This window comes from Bradyrhizobium sp. F1.13.3 (assembly GCF_040548265.1).
Taxonomy (GTDB): domain Bacteria; phylum Pseudomonadota; class Alphaproteobacteria; order Rhizobiales; family Xanthobacteraceae; genus Bradyrhizobium.
This window is the reverse complement of record NZ_JBEPRI010000002.1, coordinates 708,971-724,702: the sequence shown is the minus strand read 5'-3', so window position 1 is coordinate 724,702 and position 15,732 is coordinate 708,971. Positions and strand designations below refer to the sequence as shown.

The 15,732-nt window shown below is 63.5% G+C and carries 17 protein-coding genes and 1 tRNA gene; 9 read left to right on the top strand and 9 right to left on the bottom strand.

Going from position 1 to position 15,732, the window contains the following annotated elements; all coding sequences use genetic code 11:
* Positions 1 to 27: 27 nt before the first annotated feature.
* Positions 28 to 1,110, bottom strand: a complete 1,083-nt coding sequence (gene pheS, locus ABIB66_RS08180; RefSeq protein ID WP_354064281.1) for a phenylalanine--tRNA ligase subunit alpha — start codon at positions 1,108 to 1,110, stop codon at positions 28 to 30.
* Positions 1,111 to 1,141: 31 nt separating this feature from the next.
* Between pheS and ABIB66_RS08175 the strand changes: the two genes are divergently transcribed.
* A complete protein-coding gene (locus ABIB66_RS08175) occupies positions 1,142 to 1,672 on the top strand; it encodes a hypothetical protein (RefSeq protein WP_502918316.1) in 531 nt (176 codons plus the stop codon).
* A gap of 3 nt (positions 1,673 to 1,675) precedes the next feature.
* Here the strand turns inward: ABIB66_RS08175 and rplT are convergent, their stop codons facing one another.
* Together rplT and rpmI are read right to left on the bottom strand one after the other, a co-directional pair.
* Positions 1,676 to 2,035 carry a 50S ribosomal protein L20 gene (rplT, locus tag ABIB66_RS08170; RefSeq protein WP_007598538.1) on the bottom strand — a complete coding sequence of 120 codons (360 nt, stop codon included), beginning with the start codon at positions 2,033 to 2,035 and terminating at the stop codon, positions 1,676 to 1,678.
* Between the two features lie 81 nt (positions 2,036 to 2,116).
* The gene (rpmI, locus tag ABIB66_RS08165; protein WP_007598540.1) at positions 2,117 to 2,317 is read right to left on the bottom strand and encodes a 50S ribosomal protein L35; all 201 of its coding nucleotides are present in this window, start codon (positions 2,315 to 2,317) and stop codon (positions 2,117 to 2,119) included.
* A 270-nt stretch (positions 2,318 to 2,587) separates the two neighbouring features.
* Here rpmI and ABIB66_RS08160 point away from each other — a divergent pair, with 270 nt between their 5' ends.
* Positions 2,588 to 2,992 carry a hypothetical protein gene (locus ABIB66_RS08160; protein ID WP_275168893.1) on the top strand — a complete coding sequence of 135 codons (405 nt, stop codon included), beginning with the start codon at positions 2,588 to 2,590 and terminating at the stop codon, positions 2,990 to 2,992.
* Between the two features lie 92 nt (positions 2,993 to 3,084).
* Here ABIB66_RS08160 and infC read toward each other — a convergent pair whose 3' ends face one another.
* Positions 3,085 to 3,624 carry a translation initiation factor IF-3 gene (gene infC, locus ABIB66_RS08155; protein WP_085349942.1) on the bottom strand — a complete coding sequence of 180 codons (540 nt, stop codon included), beginning with the start codon at positions 3,622 to 3,624 and terminating at the stop codon, positions 3,085 to 3,087.
* Between the two features lie 247 nt (positions 3,625 to 3,871).
* Between infC and ABIB66_RS08150 the strand changes: the two genes are divergently transcribed.
* Positions 3,872 to 4,684 carry an alpha/beta hydrolase gene (locus tag ABIB66_RS08150; RefSeq protein WP_354205621.1) on the top strand — a complete coding sequence of 271 codons (813 nt, stop codon included), beginning with the start codon at positions 3,872 to 3,874 and terminating at the stop codon, positions 4,682 to 4,684.
* A gap of 149 nt (positions 4,685 to 4,833) precedes the next feature.
* Positions 4,834 to 5,301 (top strand): nuclear transport factor 2 family protein, encoded by a 468-nt coding sequence (locus ABIB66_RS08145; RefSeq protein ID WP_354205623.1) that lies wholly within the window; start codon positions 4,834 to 4,836, stop codon positions 5,299 to 5,301.
* Between the two features lie 18 nt (positions 5,302 to 5,319).
* Here ABIB66_RS08145 and ABIB66_RS08140 read toward each other — a convergent pair whose 3' ends face one another.
* The 3 genes from ABIB66_RS08140 to ABIB66_RS08130 all read right to left on the bottom strand — a co-directional run bounded on the left by ABIB66_RS08140 (position 5,320) and on the right by ABIB66_RS08130 (position 8,319).
* Positions 5,320 to 6,117: an acyl-CoA thioesterase domain-containing protein gene (locus ABIB66_RS08140; protein WP_354205625.1), complete on the bottom strand. Its 798-nt coding sequence runs from the start codon at positions 6,115 to 6,117 to the stop codon at positions 5,320 to 5,322.
* A 261-nt stretch (positions 6,118 to 6,378) separates the two neighbouring features.
* Positions 6,379 to 7,515 (bottom strand): tRNA epoxyqueuosine(34) reductase QueG, encoded by a 1,137-nt coding sequence (queG, locus tag ABIB66_RS08135; RefSeq protein ID WP_354205627.1) that lies wholly within the window; start codon positions 7,513 to 7,515, stop codon positions 6,379 to 6,381.
* Positions 7,516 to 7,626: 111 nt separating this feature from the next.
* A complete protein-coding gene (locus tag ABIB66_RS08130; RefSeq protein WP_007598553.1) occupies positions 7,627 to 8,319 on the bottom strand; it encodes a glutathione S-transferase family protein in 693 nt (230 codons plus the stop codon).
* A 169-nt stretch (positions 8,320 to 8,488) separates the two neighbouring features.
* Between ABIB66_RS08130 and ABIB66_RS08125 the strand changes: the two genes are divergently transcribed.
* A complete protein-coding gene (locus tag ABIB66_RS08125) occupies positions 8,489 to 9,295 on the top strand; it encodes an undecaprenyl-diphosphate phosphatase (RefSeq protein ID WP_027566187.1) in 807 nt (268 codons plus the stop codon).
* A 69-nt stretch (positions 9,296 to 9,364) separates the two neighbouring features.
* Here ABIB66_RS08125 and ABIB66_RS08120 read toward each other — a convergent pair whose 3' ends face one another.
* Positions 9,365 to 10,330 carry a complex I NDUFA9 subunit family protein gene (locus ABIB66_RS08120; protein ID WP_354205629.1) on the bottom strand — a complete coding sequence of 322 codons (966 nt, stop codon included), beginning with the start codon at positions 10,328 to 10,330 and terminating at the stop codon, positions 9,365 to 9,367.
* Between the two features lie 163 nt (positions 10,331 to 10,493).
* On the opposite strand from ABIB66_RS08120, the gene ABIB66_RS08115 reads away from it, so the two are divergent.
* A tRNA-Leu gene (locus ABIB66_RS08115) sits at positions 10,494 to 10,580 on the top strand.
* Between the two features lie 221 nt (positions 10,581 to 10,801).
* On the opposite strand, the gene ABIB66_RS08110 is transcribed toward ABIB66_RS08115, so the two are convergent.
* Complete coding sequence (locus tag ABIB66_RS08110) at positions 10,802 to 11,263, bottom strand: lysozyme inhibitor LprI family protein (RefSeq protein ID WP_354205651.1); 462 nt, start codon at positions 11,261 to 11,263, stop codon at positions 10,802 to 10,804.
* A 636-nt stretch (positions 11,264 to 11,899) separates the two neighbouring features.
* On the opposite strand from ABIB66_RS08110, the gene ABIB66_RS08105 reads away from it, so the two are divergent.
* From ABIB66_RS08105 to ABIB66_RS08095, 3 genes are all read left to right on the top strand, one after another.
* Entirely contained in the window at positions 11,900 to 13,423 is a 1,524-nt protein-coding gene (locus ABIB66_RS08105; protein ID WP_354205653.1) for a hypothetical protein, read from the top strand.
* Positions 13,424 to 13,506: 83 nt separating this feature from the next.
* Positions 13,507 to 14,940 (top strand): glycosyltransferase family protein, encoded by a 1,434-nt coding sequence (locus tag ABIB66_RS08100; RefSeq protein WP_354254669.1) that lies wholly within the window; start codon positions 13,507 to 13,509, stop codon positions 14,938 to 14,940.
* Between the two features lie 119 nt (positions 14,941 to 15,059).
* Positions 15,060 to 15,674 (top strand): ribonuclease D, encoded by a 615-nt coding sequence (locus ABIB66_RS08095; protein WP_275168874.1) that lies wholly within the window; start codon positions 15,060 to 15,062, stop codon positions 15,672 to 15,674.
* Positions 15,675 to 15,732: the final 58 nt, after the last annotated feature.

Sequence of the window (15,732 nt, the reverse complement as noted above, 5' to 3'; positions counted from 1 at the left end):
GAGTCTTCGTGCGTCCGAGCAAGCCCATCATGAGCTCAGCCCTCCCGCGAGGGTCGGTACTTCGAGCGGCTTGAAGCCGTAATGGGAGAGCCAGCGGACGTCGTTGTCGAACAGCTGGCGCAGGTCGGCAATGCCGTATTTCAGCATGGCGATGCGGTCGATGCCCATGCCCCACGCGAAGCCCTGGTACTCGTCGGGATCGATGCCGCAGGCGCGCAGCACGTTCGGATGCACCATGCCGCAGCCGAGAATCTCGAGCCAGTCCTCGCCCTCGCCGAAGCGGATCTCGCCCTTGTCGCGGCGGCACTGGATATCGACTTCCAGCGACGGCTCGGTGAACGGGAAGAACGAGGGGCGGAAGCGCATGTTGATGTGATCGACCTCGAAGAACGCCTTGCAGAACTCGTGCAGGATCCATTTGAGGTGGCCGAGATGGGAGTGCTTGTCGATGACGAGGCCTTCGACCTGGTGGAATTGCGGTGTGTGGGTCGCGTCCGAATCGATGCGATAGGTGCGGCCCGGGCAGATCACGCGGATCGGCGGCTTCTGGCTCAACATGGTGCGCACCTGCACCGGCGAGGTGTGGGTGCGCAACAGCATGCGGGAGCCGTCCTCCTTCGGATGGAAGAAGAAGGTGTCGTGCATCTCGCGCGCGGGATGTCCTTCCGGAAAATTCAGCTTGGTGAAGTTGTAGTCGTCGGTCTCGATATCGGGCCCTTCGGCGACCGAGAATCCCATATCGGCGAAGATCGTGGTCAGCTCGTCCCAGACCTGGCTCAGCGGATGGATGCGGCCGGCCTCGGCCGGCGCATCGCGCAGCGGCAGGGTGACGTCGATGGTTTCCGACGCAAGCCGCGCGTCGAGCGCCGCCGATTTCAAGACGTCGCGCCGCGCGGCGAGCGCCTCGGTGACCTTGTCCTTGGCCTGGTTGATCGCAGCGCCTTGCGTCTTGCGTTCGTCCGGCGACATTTTTCCGAGCGTGGCAAGCAGCGCCGAGATCGAACCCTTCTTGCCGAGGGCAGCGACGCGCACCGCTTCGAGGGCGGCCTCGTCGCCGGCGGCGGCGATCTGGTCGAGGATGGATGTTTCGAGCATTGCGAGGTCGGACACGGTCAAATCCCTGCTGCCAAATTCGGCTGGGTTGTCGCCGCCCGAAGGCCGTAACGTCAAGCGAAAAGCCGGTCATTTCGGGCTGACGAGCGGCTGGGTTGAACCTCGCGCGGGGGGCTGGCACCAAGGGGAAAGCGAGGAGGCTTTCGCGATGCTCTCAAGATCCTGTCTGGCTGCTCTCGCCGTCGTTCTCTCCGTCGCGAGCACCCCGGCGCGCGCCATGGTCTGCATGGAGAAGTCGATGACGCTGGACGAGGTCGTCGACGCCATCGCTGCCCAGAAGGGCTGCGAAAGCGCGATGAAAATGTTTCAGGATTGCCAATTGACCGCGAGCGGCGATGTCCAGCTCGGCGCCGCCGTCGAGAAGAAATGCGAGGCGGACTTCATGCCCGGCCTCAACACTGCGCGGAAACAGGCTTACCAACGCGAGATGCGCGTGTGCGACCGGAAGTACCGGAATAAATCCGGCACCATGTATCTGTCATTCACGGCATTCTGCCGGGCGGAGATCGCCCAGCGCTATTCGCAACGCGCGCTGAAGGCCGGCGGGGCCGGCCGTTAGGCCTCAGGCCGCCAGAGCGGCTTTGGCCTTCTCGGCGATCGCCTGGAACGACGCGGGCTCGTTGATCGCGAGATCCGACAGCACCTTGCGGTCCACGGTGATCCCGGACTTGGCCATGCCGTCGATAAAGCGGCTGTAGGTCAGGCCGAACGGACGCACGGCAGCGTTGATGCGCTGGATCCAGAGTGCGCGGAACGTCCGCTTCTTGCGCTTGCGATCACGGAAGGCATACACGAGAGCCTTCTCGACCGCCGGCTTGGCGGTGCGGATCGTGTTCTTGCGGCGGCCGCGGAAACCCTTGGCGGCCTTGTAGACTTTCTTGTGCTTGGCGTGGGCGGTCACACCGCGTTTGACGCGAGCCATGACAAAAATCCTTCGAAAGATGACTTGATGTTCGGATCGCCGCGAAAGCTGCGGCGCGGGTGGCAATGATCGTGGACGCGATCAGGCGTTGGGCAAGAAGTACTTCTTGACGTTGTCGCCGTCGGTCTTGAACAGCACGGCGGTGCCGCGCAGCTGCCGGATCTGCTTCTTCGTCCGCTTGATCATGCCGTGACGCTTGCTACGATGCGCGAACATCACTTTGCCGGTGGCAGTCACCTTGAAGCGCTTTTTAGCGCCCGATTTGGTCTTCAGCTTGGGCATTTGGCTCTCCTAATGGCCATAGCAATCCGCCCGCAAAGGCGGCTGGCCGTCAAAATGCTCGTCAGAGCGTTGATTGTGCTCAGGTTTTACGAACAAGCGCGAAACCCGCACGGACACCGCCACGGCAGCCCTTAATCAGCCGGGCAATGAAGGCTGGGCTTATGACAGAGGACGGGCGAATTGGCAACGATGAACCGGTGGAACCTAGCCGCCGACTATCCGGGATTGCTATCTTCATGTCCGAGCCGTGTCGCCCGGAGCAGGATTAACATGCCCTATTTTTCCCAATCGCTTCCGTCTTTGACGGATGTCGCTCGTCCGCGCTGCCTGGCGCTGTTGGCCGTGCTCGCCATGGCTGCGTTTCCCTCGACTGCCGATGCGCGCATCCGCGGCTATGACGGCGTCTGGAACGTCACCTTCGCCACCACCCGCGGCAATTGCAGCTCCGGCTACAGCGTTCCCTTCACCGTCGCCGGCAGCCGGGTGTCGTCCGCAGGCGGTGGCCGGGTCTCCGGCAAGGTCAATCGCAGCGGTGCCGTCGCGGTCCAGGTTTCGGTCGGGGCGTCCCATGCCAGCGGCGGCGGCCGGCTCGCCGGCGTGAAGGGCGCCGGTTCGTGGAGGGGTATCATCTCCGGCGATCAGTGCAGCGGCACCTGGCAGGCGACGAGGACGTAACTATCGCCAACAGGACGGGTGCCCAGGGAAAACAAAACGGCCCGCCGGACATCCGGACGGGCCGTTGAACTCTCAATCCTGAACAACTCGCGTCAGCGCGGCGCCAGCACCATGACGACCTGACGGCCCTCGAACCGCGCGTCCTGCTCCACCTTGGCGAGCTCGGCCACGTCGGTCTTGATCTTGTCGAGCAGCTTGGTACCGATCTCCTGGTGCGCCATTTCGCGGCCGCGATAGCGCAGGGTGATCTTGACCTTGTCGCCCTCTTCGAAGAACCGCTGCATGGCGCGCATCTTCACTTCGTAGTCGTGGTCGTCGATCATCGGGCGGAGCTTGATCTCCTTGATCTCGACGATCTTCTGCCGCTTGCGGGCTTCGGCGGCTTTTTTCTGCGCGGAATATTTATACTTCCCGTAGTCCATGATCTTGCAGACGGGAGGGCTGACGTTCGGCGAGATCTCGACCAGATCCATGCCGGCTTCCTGGGCCAGGCGGATAGCCGCGACGGTCTCGATGGTGCCCTTGTTGTCACCGGTCTGATCGATCAGCTGGATCTGCGCATTGCGAATGTCGTCATTGATGCGCGGCCCGTCTTTGGCGGCAGTGGGCGGGGCTTTATTGGGACGGCGAATGGGTGGTTCTCCAAAGTTATGAAAAGAGGCGGCTATTTTGCAGGAAGATACGCTTGCCGGCAAGCAATCGCTCGTGCGGCGGTCGAAAAAGCCTCAAATGCGAGGCATTTTGGCCACGGCGGGGCACGCAGACCGACATAGACACCTTGCTTCTGTTCCGCAAGCGTCCCAAAGGGCAAATGCCGACGTCCGGCTGCTGCGGAGCACGTCCGGACAGCTCAAACTGCACAGCCAGAGTAAACGTTCCATGACCCCTGCAATTCCCGATGCCGTGCTCGACTTCATCGATGTGGGCGAGGGCCCGTCCGCACGCCGGATCGCGGTGCGCCGCCGCGCCAGCCAAAAATCTGGTCAAGGACCGGGACTGGTCTGGCTCGGCGGGTTCAAATCGGACATGCGGGGCAGCAAGGCCGTGGCGCTGGACGATTGGGCTCGTGATCACGGCCGTGCCGTGGTCCGGTTCGATTATTCCGGCCACGGCGAATCCGGTGGCGATTTCGCCGACGGAACCATCGGGCGCTGGCTCGAGGAAAGCGTCGCGGTCTTCGAGCGGTTCTGCGACGGCCCGCAAGTCCTGATCGGCTCGTCCATGGGCGGCTGGATGGCGCTGCTACTCGCGCGCGAGATCAAAAAGCGGCAAGAGAAACAGCAAGCCAAAGCCTCGCTGGCGGGCCTGGTGCTGATCGCGCCGGCGCCCGACTTCACCGAGGAGCTGATGTGGAAGAATTTTCCGGCCGCAGTGAAGAAAGAGATCGAGACCAAGGGCGTCTGGCTGAGACCGTCGGATTATGGCGACGGCTCGCCCTATCCGATCACGCGGAATCTGATCGAGGAGGGGCGCAACCACCTCGTGCTCGGCAGCGCCATCGATCTCGGCTGTCCCGTCCGCATCTTGCAAGGTGCTCAGGATCCTGACGTGCCCTGGCAGCATGCGTTCGCACTGACCCATCGCCTGCCGGCCGACGACGTCGTGCTGACCATGATCCAGGACGGCGATCACCGCCTCTCGCGCCCGCAGGACATCGCCCGCATTCTTGCCGCGGTGGCCGAGATCGGGTGAAATCGCGACCTAGCACTCGGTGTCATCGCCCGACTTGTTTGGGCGATCCAGTATTCCAGAGGCGCTCGTGCTCAAGCCGAGAAGCCGCGGCTTACTGGATGCCCCGGTCAAGCCGGGGCATGACTGAGAAAGGGAGGGGAGAATCGTCAATGACAAACACCGCCATGCTGCGCGCCTTCTGCGACGCCGTCGAACAGCGCAACGGAAAAGCCTTCGCGGATCTCTTCACCGAGGACGGCGTCTATCACGACGTGTTCTACGGCACCTTCGCGGGCCGCGAGAAGATCGCAGCGATGATCGACGACTGGTTCTATCGCACGGCGACCGACTTCCGCTGGGACATGCACGACCCGGTGTCGAACGGCACCACGCTTTATGCGCGCTACATGTTCAGCTATCGCTCGACCTTGCCGGAAGCGAACGGCGCGCGGGCGATGTTCGAGGGCGTGGCGATCATGACGCTTCGCGACGGCAGGATCGTCAGCTATCACGAGGTCGCCAACACCGCGCCGGCGTTCGTCGATCTGAAGTTTGCGCCGGAACGGATTGCGAAGATCGTCGCCAGGCAGGGCGCGGAGCTCAAGGCGCGGCCGGAAATGAAGCGGCACTTGGGTTAGCCGTTGTTCTTGCGCCCCTTACCGCTTCGTCGGATTTACCATCGGCTTGCGTTGCGCCAGCGCGGCGACCGTGGCAGTGCCGATCGGGCCCTGCTCGTCATAGAGCCAGCATTCGCCGATCGCCACACCGTCGGTGGCCTGGTGGTTCACCACCTCGAAGCCGATCCAGTTCGTCACCGGCAGGCGGTGCAGATAGATCGTGACGTCGCTGTTGATGTAGCCGAGCCCCTTGTCGCCGGCGTTCGCGAACGGACTGGCGAAGTCCGCGCCGGTGGCGACATGGACGAACGGCGTCATCGGCACGCCCGCGATCAGCTCGCGCACCTCGCTCATCCAGAGTTTTCGTGGCCCGAGCGAGCCCATCTGGCCGACGATCGGTCGCGTGGTCCATTTGCCGTTCATGCCAAGCCTGGGATCGGTCGGCTTGGGAATGTCGGCCGGCTTCGGCACGTCCCAGTTCGGCGGCGACCAGACATTGCCGTCCGGATTCTGGGTCCGCCGCAACAGCTGGCATGAGGCGCGCGCCATGCCGACGCCGCCGGAGAAGAACTCCGCCTCCACGACGCGGATGCGCATCCCGTCGCGCACCAGCCGTGTGGTTACTTCGATTGGATTGTCGATGGTCGGCAGCCGAAACATATCCACGGTCAGCCGCGCCGGCACGAATTCAGGGCCGGAATGCCGCTCCTCGATGGCGAAGCCGAGCAGGCCGACGATGACGCGCCCGTGCAGCGATTTCGGATCCCACGGGCCGTTGGCGACTTCCGTCGGATGGAATGTGTCGCCGTCGCGGGTGAAGAAAGGCATGTTTGTCATGACGCGCGAGCTTGAAGGAACGTGTGGGGAAATCAAGATGCTCAATCCTCCCGGTGAGGAGGCGCGAAGCGCTCTCACAACAACGGTGTCATCGCCGGCTTGACCGGGCGATCCAGTACTCCGAGACGGCTGTGGTTCAATCGAGAGGCCGCGGCGTACTGGATGCCCCGCTTGCCGCCTACGCTAAAGCTTCGGCGCCCCTGGATCTCAACCCCGGCGAAGCCTTGGCGTAGCCGGGTCGCGGAGCATGACAGCGGAGGATTAGGAGGCGGTGCGCCACTCCTCACGCACGCTTTCGTCGCGCTCGCCAGCAATCGCATCCGTCTTGATCGCCTCGAACTCATCCCGCGACACCAACTTCCCCAGCGCCCACACCGCAGCCCCGCGCACCAGCGCGCTCTCATCCTCCAGTAATCGCCGCGCCTCGTCCGCCAACGCCGCATCGCCGGAGTTACCGATCGCGATCAGCACGTTGCGCAAAAAGCGGTCGCGGCCGATCCGTTTCACCGGTGACTTCGTGAACAGCGCACGGAACGACGCGTCGTCGAGCCGTGCAAGCTCGGCAAGACCTGGCGCGCGCAAAGCGTCACGGGCGGCAAGCTTTGCCTCACGGCCCTCCTGCGCGAACTTGTTCCAAGGACAGGCGGCGAGGCAATCGTCGCAGCCATAGATGCGGTTGCCGATGCTTTTACGAAACTCTTGCGGGATGGGTCCCTTGTTCTCGATGGTGAGGTACGAGATGCAGCGCCGCGCATCGAGCTTGTAGGGCGCGGGGAAGGCCGCGGTCGGGCAGATGTCGAGACACGCCCGGCACGAGCCGCAATGATCGATCTCGGAATCGTCGCGCGGCAGCTCCAGCGTGGTGTAGATCGCGCCGAGAAACAGCCAGGAGCCGAACTCGCGCGAGACCAGATTGGTGTGCTTCCCCTGCCAGCCCAGATGCGCGGCTTGCGCCAGCGGTTTCTCCATCACGGCCGCGGTGTCGACGAACACTTTCACTTGGGACGGTGCAGTCGCGACCAGCCATCGCGCCAATGCCTTCAGGCGCTTCTTGATGAGGTCGTGATAATCGTCGCCCTGCGCATAGACCGAGATGGCCGCGCGCGTGCGCTGTTGCAGGATCGCGAGCGGATCCTGGTCGGGGCCGTAATTGACGCCGAGCATGATGACGCTGCGCACGTCCTGCCACAGCCCGCGTGGATCGACCCGGCGCTCCGGCTGCGCGGCGAGCCAGTCCATGTCGCCATGGCCGCCGGATGCGATGAATTCGAGAAAATGCTGTCCGGCGCTTTCGATCGTGCCGGGCTCCGTGATGCCGATGCAGTCGAAGCCGAGCGCGCGTGCCTCGTTTGCAAGCGCCGTACGAAGCTCATCAATGTCGATGCTGGATTTGATCATCGATGCATCCACGCGCGTCATGGCCGGGCTCGTCCCGGCCATCCACGTCCTTGCGTCGCATAACAGAAAGAACGTGGATGCCCGGGACAAGCCCGGGCATGACGTTCACCATCAGAAGTCCAGGTCCACGTAGGTCCGCGACGCCGGCACGCCGGCCAGCCATTCGCTCAACAGCGGACGGAACGACGGGCGGGATTTCACCCGTGCGTACCACGCCTTTGCCGCGTCGTCCTCGCTCCATGGCACGTCGCCCAGATAGTCGATCGCCGAGAGGTGCGCCGCGGCGGCGAGATCCGCGTAGCTGAGCCGGTCGCCGGCGAGGAAATTACGCGTCTGCGCCAGCCAGCCGATATAGGCCAGATGATAGCGCACATTTGCCTTGGCCGCGCGCATCACGTCGGCCGAGGGCGGGCCGCCGCCGTTGTCCTCGCTCATGAAGCGCTTGTAGATGCGCTCGGTGACGAGCGGGTGGGAGACTTCCTCGAAGAATTTTTCGTTGAACCAGGCCATCAGCCGGCGGACCTCGACGCGCTCGCCGATGGTGTCCGGCATCAGGCGCTTCAGTCCCATCTCGGAGCCATAGGCTTCGTCGACATATTCGGCGACGATCGCCGCGCCCGGGATCGGAGGCTGCTCGTCGTCCACCAGGACGGGCGTCGTGCCCGCCGCATTGAGCAGCAGAAATGCTTCGCGCCGCTCCCAGCTGCGCTCTTCGATCAGCTTCAGCTCAAGCCCGTATTCTCCCGCGATCAGGCGGATGAACCGCGAATGCGGGCAGAACGGATGATGAAACAGCGTAAACATGAAGCCTTTGACTATGTGATGGTGCTTAAGAATCCATCAATGTTTGTGCGGCGCCACACTAGTCATTCAAAACCGCGAAGCAAGGGCGCGACGCCGCATTTTGCGATTGCAGCAAGGGAGCGGATGGGCGAGAAGAACCCCGCTTTTCCAGCCGAAATGGACCGTAAATATGTCAGATGCAATACGGGCAGTGATCCTCGGCATCATCGAGGGTGTGACCGAGTTCCTTCCCGTGTCCTCGACTGGCCATTTGCTGCTTGCGGAGCGCTTCTTCCATCTCGGCGAGGGCGCGTTCTGGGATTCGTTTACGGTCCTGATCCAGCTCGGCGCCATCCTCGCGATCGTCGTATTGTACTTCAAGAAATTGTGGGACGTCGCGATCGGCATGTTCACGGGCGACGCCTATGCACGCCGCTTCGTGATCGGCGTGCTGGTGGCGTTCCTGCCCGCTGTCGTCGTCGGTCTCGTCGCCGGCAAGTACATCAAGAGCATGCTGTTCAATCCGTGGGTGGTGTGCTTCTCGCTGATCGTCGGCGGCGCCATCCTGCTTTGGGTCGACAAGCTCGATCTCAAGGCGCGCGAGCACGACGCCACCCGGTTTCCGCTGCTGATGTATCTCTATATCGGCATCGCGCAGTGCATCGCGATGATCCCGGGCGTGTCGCGCTCCGGTGCCAGCATCGTCGCGGCGATGTTCCTGGGGGCCGACAAGCGCGCGGCGGCGGAGTTCTCGTTCTTCCTCGCCATTCCCACCATGATCGGCGCGTTCGCCTACGATTTCTACAAGAACCGCTCCGAGATGACGATGGACCACATGGGCATCGTCGCGATCGGCTTCGTGGTGTCGTTCGTCACCGCGATCATCGTGGTGAAGACATTCCTGGAATACGTCACCCGCCACGGCTTCGTGGTATTCGCCTGGTGGCGCGTGATCGTCGGCACGCTCGGCCTGATCGCGCTGGCGCTGGGGCGGTAAACCCGAACGTTAAACAACTGCAGTCCAGACATTGAAGTTCGTCATGCCCGGCCATGACGGCGGGGATGGTTACGCGCTCTTGCGCTGGAATTGCCCGGCGGCGCGGAAACGCCAGAGATATTGCGGGGCGATCGCTTCCAGCGAGTCGGGCGTGATGCCGAGGCCTTCCAGCGTCAGGCCGGTGGCCTTGGCCGCATCCGACACCACATTGTCGCGCGCGAGCAGCGTGACCTGGTCCGGCGTCAGCTTCAGCGCGCCGGGCGCGAATTGCAGGACGTTGGCCTTGAAGCGGGCGAGGCCAAACGGCAGCGGCATCAGCATCGGCTTGCGATCGGCGATCTCGAGAATGGCCTCGATGATCTCGCGCATGGTCAGCACTTCCGGGCCGCCGAGTTCGTAGGTGGCGCCCGCCTTGGTCTTGCCGTCGACGGCATCCGCGACCGCGGTGGCGACGTCGCCGACATAGACCGGCTGCATCCTGGTTTCGCCGCCGATCAGCGGCAGCACCGGCGACATCCGCGCCAGTGCCGCGAAGCGGTTGGTGAACTGATCCTCGGGGCCGAACATCACGGAGGGGCGGAAGATCGTCGCCGACGGCACCGCGGCCAGGACCGCGGCTTCGCCGGCCGCCTTGGCCCTGGCATAGCGCGAGGGCGATTCCGCGTCGGCGCCGATCGCCGAGACATGGATCAGCTGTGCCCCGGCGGCCGCGGCCGCCTTGGCGATGGTCTCGGCGCCCCTGGCCTGGACGGCATCGAAGCTCTGCGCGCCGCCTTCGGTCAGGACGCCGACCAGATTGATCACGACCTGCGAATCACGCAGCGCCGCCTCGATCGAGGCCGGATAGCGGACGTTGGCCTGGACGGTGTGGACCTGACCGACCTTGCCGGACGGCTGGAGGTACCCGGCCAGCTCCGGCCGCCGCACCGCGACCCGGACCCGGTAGTCGCGCCGGCACAGCGCGCGGACCACATTCCGGCCCAAAAACCCCGATCCGCCGAAAACCGTGACGAGCGTGTCCAGATTCGATGCCATGGGATCCATTCCTGGGGTCCATATCCTGCGGGAAGAGTGCGTCTCGTCAGGCTTGTATCGGGCCGGTTTGCGATGCGCAATCCGCATCCCGAAGCGGGGTTCAAGCATGAATTGACAACCGCGTCACCGAACCGTAGTAACCGCCTCCGTGCCTAACCGGCATGCCCAGGTGGTGGAATTGGTAGACGCGCTGGCTTCAGGTGCCAGTGGCTTAACGGCCGTGAAGGTTCGAGTCCTTTCCTGGGCACCACCTCCTACTCAAGCGATTGAACTCGCTTTTGCAGGGAATTTGAGCTGCTGACCGGTACACAAAACCGAGGCACGGCGCTCATGGCGTACCGAATGGCCTACATCGCTTGTCGGGTCGGCTCGGATCGCAGGCGATCTGGAGGCGGCTGGCTTCAGTCGCTCAGGCAAGCGCTACGCGCCGAAAGGTCGGCAAAGCTGATGACCCCGAGCGCCTAAGAGGGCTTAGTGCTCGTTGACCGCAGCGCCGAGCTTGATCAGGCTCAGCGAGCGGTTCGCGGTCTCGCGCAGGCGGCAGTAGCTCGCGTCGCCCGGGTACATGCCGGGCTCGACCTTGTCGAAGACCGCGCAGAAGCGATCACGCGACGCGGCGAAAGTTTTCTGCGAGTCATTGACCGCCTTGATCACGTCGGCGAACCCGCCGGCCTGAACCTTCTTTAGCGCCTCATTGGTTTTCTGCGTCCAAATGGCGAGTTCGCGCGCCGCGCAGGCTTTCCATTTGGCGACATCGTCATTCGCGCCCTCTGCCGCTTTGATGCAGGGGTCGGCGACGAGCCCGACGCACGCGCCGCCGAAACCGCCGGTTTTCTCCGCGGTCTTCAGGCAGCCATCGATCACCGCAAGTTCGGCTGGCGCGATGCCTTGGGCGAAAGCCATCGATGCGAGCGGGAGGCTTGCGGCGAGCATCGCGGCGGCAAGTTTGAGCTTCATTGGAGATCTCTGTTCGGCGCATCGAAAATATGAAACACAATACCACTGCGAGCGCATGAAGCTCAGCGAGACGGTAGACCGGCGGGTGTGGCGGAAGGGCCGGACGGCGAGTGCGAAGGGAACACGAGGGGGTATGCGGCTTCGGCTACGCCCTCTCCAATCAATGCCTTTGATGCGCCTTGACCTGACTTACGAGATTTTCGACCAATAGGTGATACATGCAAATTTGGTCATCGAAGGCCCAGCGTTGGTTCACCTGAATGTGGAACAGGAGCTACGCTGACGAACAATGACGGCGGCACCGGCCGGACGCCACGAGTTCGTTCATCACGCTCTCGAGCGTCTCTCCCAAATCGGCGCTCACGGCCATGCCGGACCCTCCGTTCAATGTCTAATAACTTTTATTGGGCGCTGAAACTTTCAAGTCTAAACAGCTGCTTAGCGGCCTCGGAAGCCCGCCGTCGCGCCAAATTTCATTCCGCCAAACCCCATCGATTGCACCGTCCGAATTTACCCTACTTTAGACAAACTGGCCCTAAGTCAGCGGGCAGGCTCGCATCCGGCCGTCGGCGAGCGCGGAGCCATCGGGCTCGCTTTGTCGTGAGGGAAGCGGTGGATCAGCACCAGGTCTGGCACGAGCCGGCATTCGACAAGATTGCGAACGCGATCAGCCCGTTCTTCCTGAGATCGGGGACTTATCTGTTCCTGATCTCGTTCATTTGCCTGTTCTACGTCCTGAACGCACCGCTTCTGCTCGGTCACTACGATCTGGGCTGGCATCTCGCGGCCGGAGATCTCATCCAGGAACGCAACGCCATCCCGCTCCAGGATCCGTGGTCGTTCACCCATGGCGACAAGCCATGGCTCAATCTGTCCTGGCTCTGGGACGCGCTCGCCAGTGCGACGTTTCAATACACAGGCTTCGGCGGCCTCGTGCTGTCGACGGTCGCCTGTGGCGCAGCGATCGCCGGCATCCTGACTGCGATCTCTCTTGGCTACGGCGCGTCGGCGATCGCAGTCTGCGTCTCGGTCTTCTTGGCCTGCCTGCTCTATCCCGCTTACGAAGCTTCGCCGAACATGTATCTCGCGGTCTCGCCGAATACATGCACGATGCTGTTCTGCGTCGTCTTCTATCGCGAATGCCTGAGACGAACGCGATGGTTCGTGCTTCCCGTGTTGATGGTGCTCTGGGCCAATCTGCACGGTGGTTTTCTGCTCGGCTTTCTGGTGATTGGCGTGTTCTGCGGCGCCGCCTTGCTCAGAGGGGCCTGGGCCGACCTCAGGATCCTTGCTCTCGCGGCGATCGCGTGCCTTGCCGCGACATTCGTCAATCCGCTCGGCTGGACTATCTATGCCGGTGCCGGCGCGACGATGGGGCACTTCGTCCAGGGCAATATCGGCGAATGGCTGTCCTACTATCACAACATGGAAATGCCGGGCAGCATTCCCGGCATCCTGTACATGCTGGCCTTCGTCGCGCTCGAGCTCCGCTACAGAAACTCCAGACCCATCCCGCTCGAGCCGAGATTGATGTCCTGGCTGTTCCTGATTCTGGGACTGTATCAATTCAGGTACATCGCCTTCTTCTTCATCTTCTCGACCGCGCCGATGGCGCTTCACCTCAGCCGCTTGCTGCCTGAGCGTCTCACTGGTCGCGACGTGCGGGGAGCGTTGCTGGCCGCGGGCATCGTCGGTCTCGGCACCCTGCCGATGGCTTACTTGCGCGTTGCGCCGGCGCTCGCACTTCCGACGATGCTGTCGCGCGAAGATGCCGGCTATCTGCAAAGGCATCTCACAGGTGCGCGGGTCCTGAACAATTGGAATGTTGGCGGCTATCTGATTTTCGCGACGCACGGCACCGTCCCCCTGTTCGTCGATGGCCGCGCCGCGACCGCCTATCCGGACGATTTGCTGCGCGATTATTTCAAGCTGGTAAGCTGGGCGATTGACGAACCCGCGTGGGACATGGTGCTCGACAAATACCGGATCGACGCCGTGCTGTGGGTCAAGGCGCATCAACAGCTGCGGCAGTTCCTGGTGGAGCGGCGAGGCTGGCGCGAGCAATACACCGGCGCCTACGAGACCGTTTACGTCAGGCCGCAATCCGGTTTGGCCGGCGAAGCCAAAACACAATGACGACGAGCACCGCAGCTCTGCCCGCCATCGCACCCGCCGTCAAGGCCGAGAGCTTCGCGACGCGGTACGGCGCCTTGTGCGCATTGCTGCTGCTGGCCGCAGTAGTCCGGCTGCCGCTCGCCTTCTGGCCCAACATCGTTCACGTCGACGAGCTGTATCAATATCTGGAGCCGGCCTGGCGCCTGCTCGGCCACCAGGGGGTCGTCACCTGGGAATGGCGCGACGGCATCCGGAGCTGGTTTCTGCCGACCTTGTTCGCGGGGCCGGTCGCTCTGGGCGACTGGCTTGCGCCGGGCGGGTGGGGCGCCTTCGTCGTGCCTCGCCTGGTGGTCGGGCTTGCCTCGCTGTCGATCGTCGCGACCGCCTGGCATTTCGGCGAACGCATCTCCAGGTCGCATGCCGTCGTCGCGGCGTTTGCCGCCGCGGTCTGGTTCGAGCTGGTCTACTACGCGCCCCACACGCTGAGCGAACCGCTGGCGACGGCCGTGATCCTGCCGGCGGCTTATCTGCTGACGGGCGAGCTGGCGCGAAACCGGCTCTTCACCGCAGGTGCACTGCTTGCTCTCGCCTGTGTCTGGCGCTTTCAATATGTGCCGGCTTGCGCGGTGTTTGCGTTGGCGGCGTGCTGGCGCGACCTGCGAAACGCGATCGCGCTGGTCACGGGCGCATGCGTCGTCCTGGTGCTGTCCGGCGCCCTCGACCTGATTCACGGCTCAGCGCCGTTTGCGTGGCTCGTCCAGAATATTCAGCAAAACCTCCTGCATGACCGCGCATCGGAATTCGGTGACGCGCCGGCGGCCGCGTACGTTCTGCAGGCTTCAATTCTGTGGTCGGGCACGACGCTGCTGATGCTGCTGGCGCTCTGGCGCGGCTGGCGACATGCACCCCTGCTGATCGTCGCGGCCGTCGTGAACGTCGGGTTTCACAGCGTGATCGTGCACAAGGAATACCGTTTCATTTTCCTGTCGATCGTGCTGCTGATCATCGCTGCGGCGCTTGGCTCCGCCGATTGGGTCCAGATGATGCGCCGGCAAAGCGCGTGGCGCTCCCGGGCACTTGCCGTCGTATGTGGCGGCTGGCTGCTGCTCTCCCTCGGTCTGTCGGGCGCTACGCTCATCATGCGCGACAACTGGATGCGCGGCATCGGCGTGGCCCAGTTGATGGCGGAGCTCGAGGTCGATCCGGAGTTCTGCGGTCTGGCCCTCTACGCCATCAACTATCCCTTTGTGCCCGGACGTGGGCAGCTCGCGGCCCGCAAGCCGATCTATTCCTTTTATCGGGACGACCCCCTGGCAAAGGGACGACTTCCGGCTGTGGTGCAGACGCACCAGGCCGGGTTCAACCGCATCATCGGCCCGGCGAGCCTGGCCAGCGAATTGCCGGCGGATTTCTCGCCACGAAGTTGCGCGACAATGAACGATGACAAGCCGGCCTGCGTCTTCGCGCGCCGCGGCGCTTGCGATGCGCCCGCCAGCCCCTTCGACGTCAACGACGTACTCGTACGCCTGAATTACTAGCCGCGCCTGACGCTTGCGCCGGCAGCTGCCAGCGGATACATCGCGGCCGGCCCTCGCCAGCATCTGTCCCGGGGATTAGCCTGCCTAGGCGCATCGATTCGATTGAGGTTTGAAACGCCATGACCGTACGCCTGCACCGCGGCGACCTGCCCGATCTGTCCCGCTACACCGGAGCGGTGGCGATCGACACCGAGACCATGGGCCTGAACCCGCACCGCGACCGGCTCTGCGTGGTGCAGCTCTCGCCCGGCGACGGCAGCGCAGACGTGGTGCAGATCCCCAAAGGGCATACCGACGCGCCGAATCTGAAGGCCCTGCTGGCCAATTCCGCCAACACGAAAATCTTCCACTTTGCGCGGTTCGACGTCGCGGTGCTGTACCAGACGTTTGGTGTCATGACCGGGCCGATCTACTGCACCAAGATCGCCTCCCGCCTGATCCGCACCTATACCGACCGCCATGGCCTCAAGGACCTCGTGCGCGAGGTGCTCAATGTCGACCTCTCCAAGCAGCAGCAATCGAGCGATTGGGGTTCCGACAGCCTGACCGAGCCGCAGCTCGCCTACGCCGCTTCCGACGTGCTGCATCTGCACGGCTTGCGCGAGCGGCTCGATGCCATGCTGGTGCGCGAAGGTCGCACCGCGCTGGCCAAAGCCTGTTTCGACTTCCTGCCGACCCGCGCCCTGCTCGATCTCCAGGGCTGGGCTGAAGAGGACATTTTCGCGCATTCCTAGGCTTTCGCGTGGCGGCCGGATTGGGCGGTCGCCCCGTTTCAGACACTTTCGTAACGGC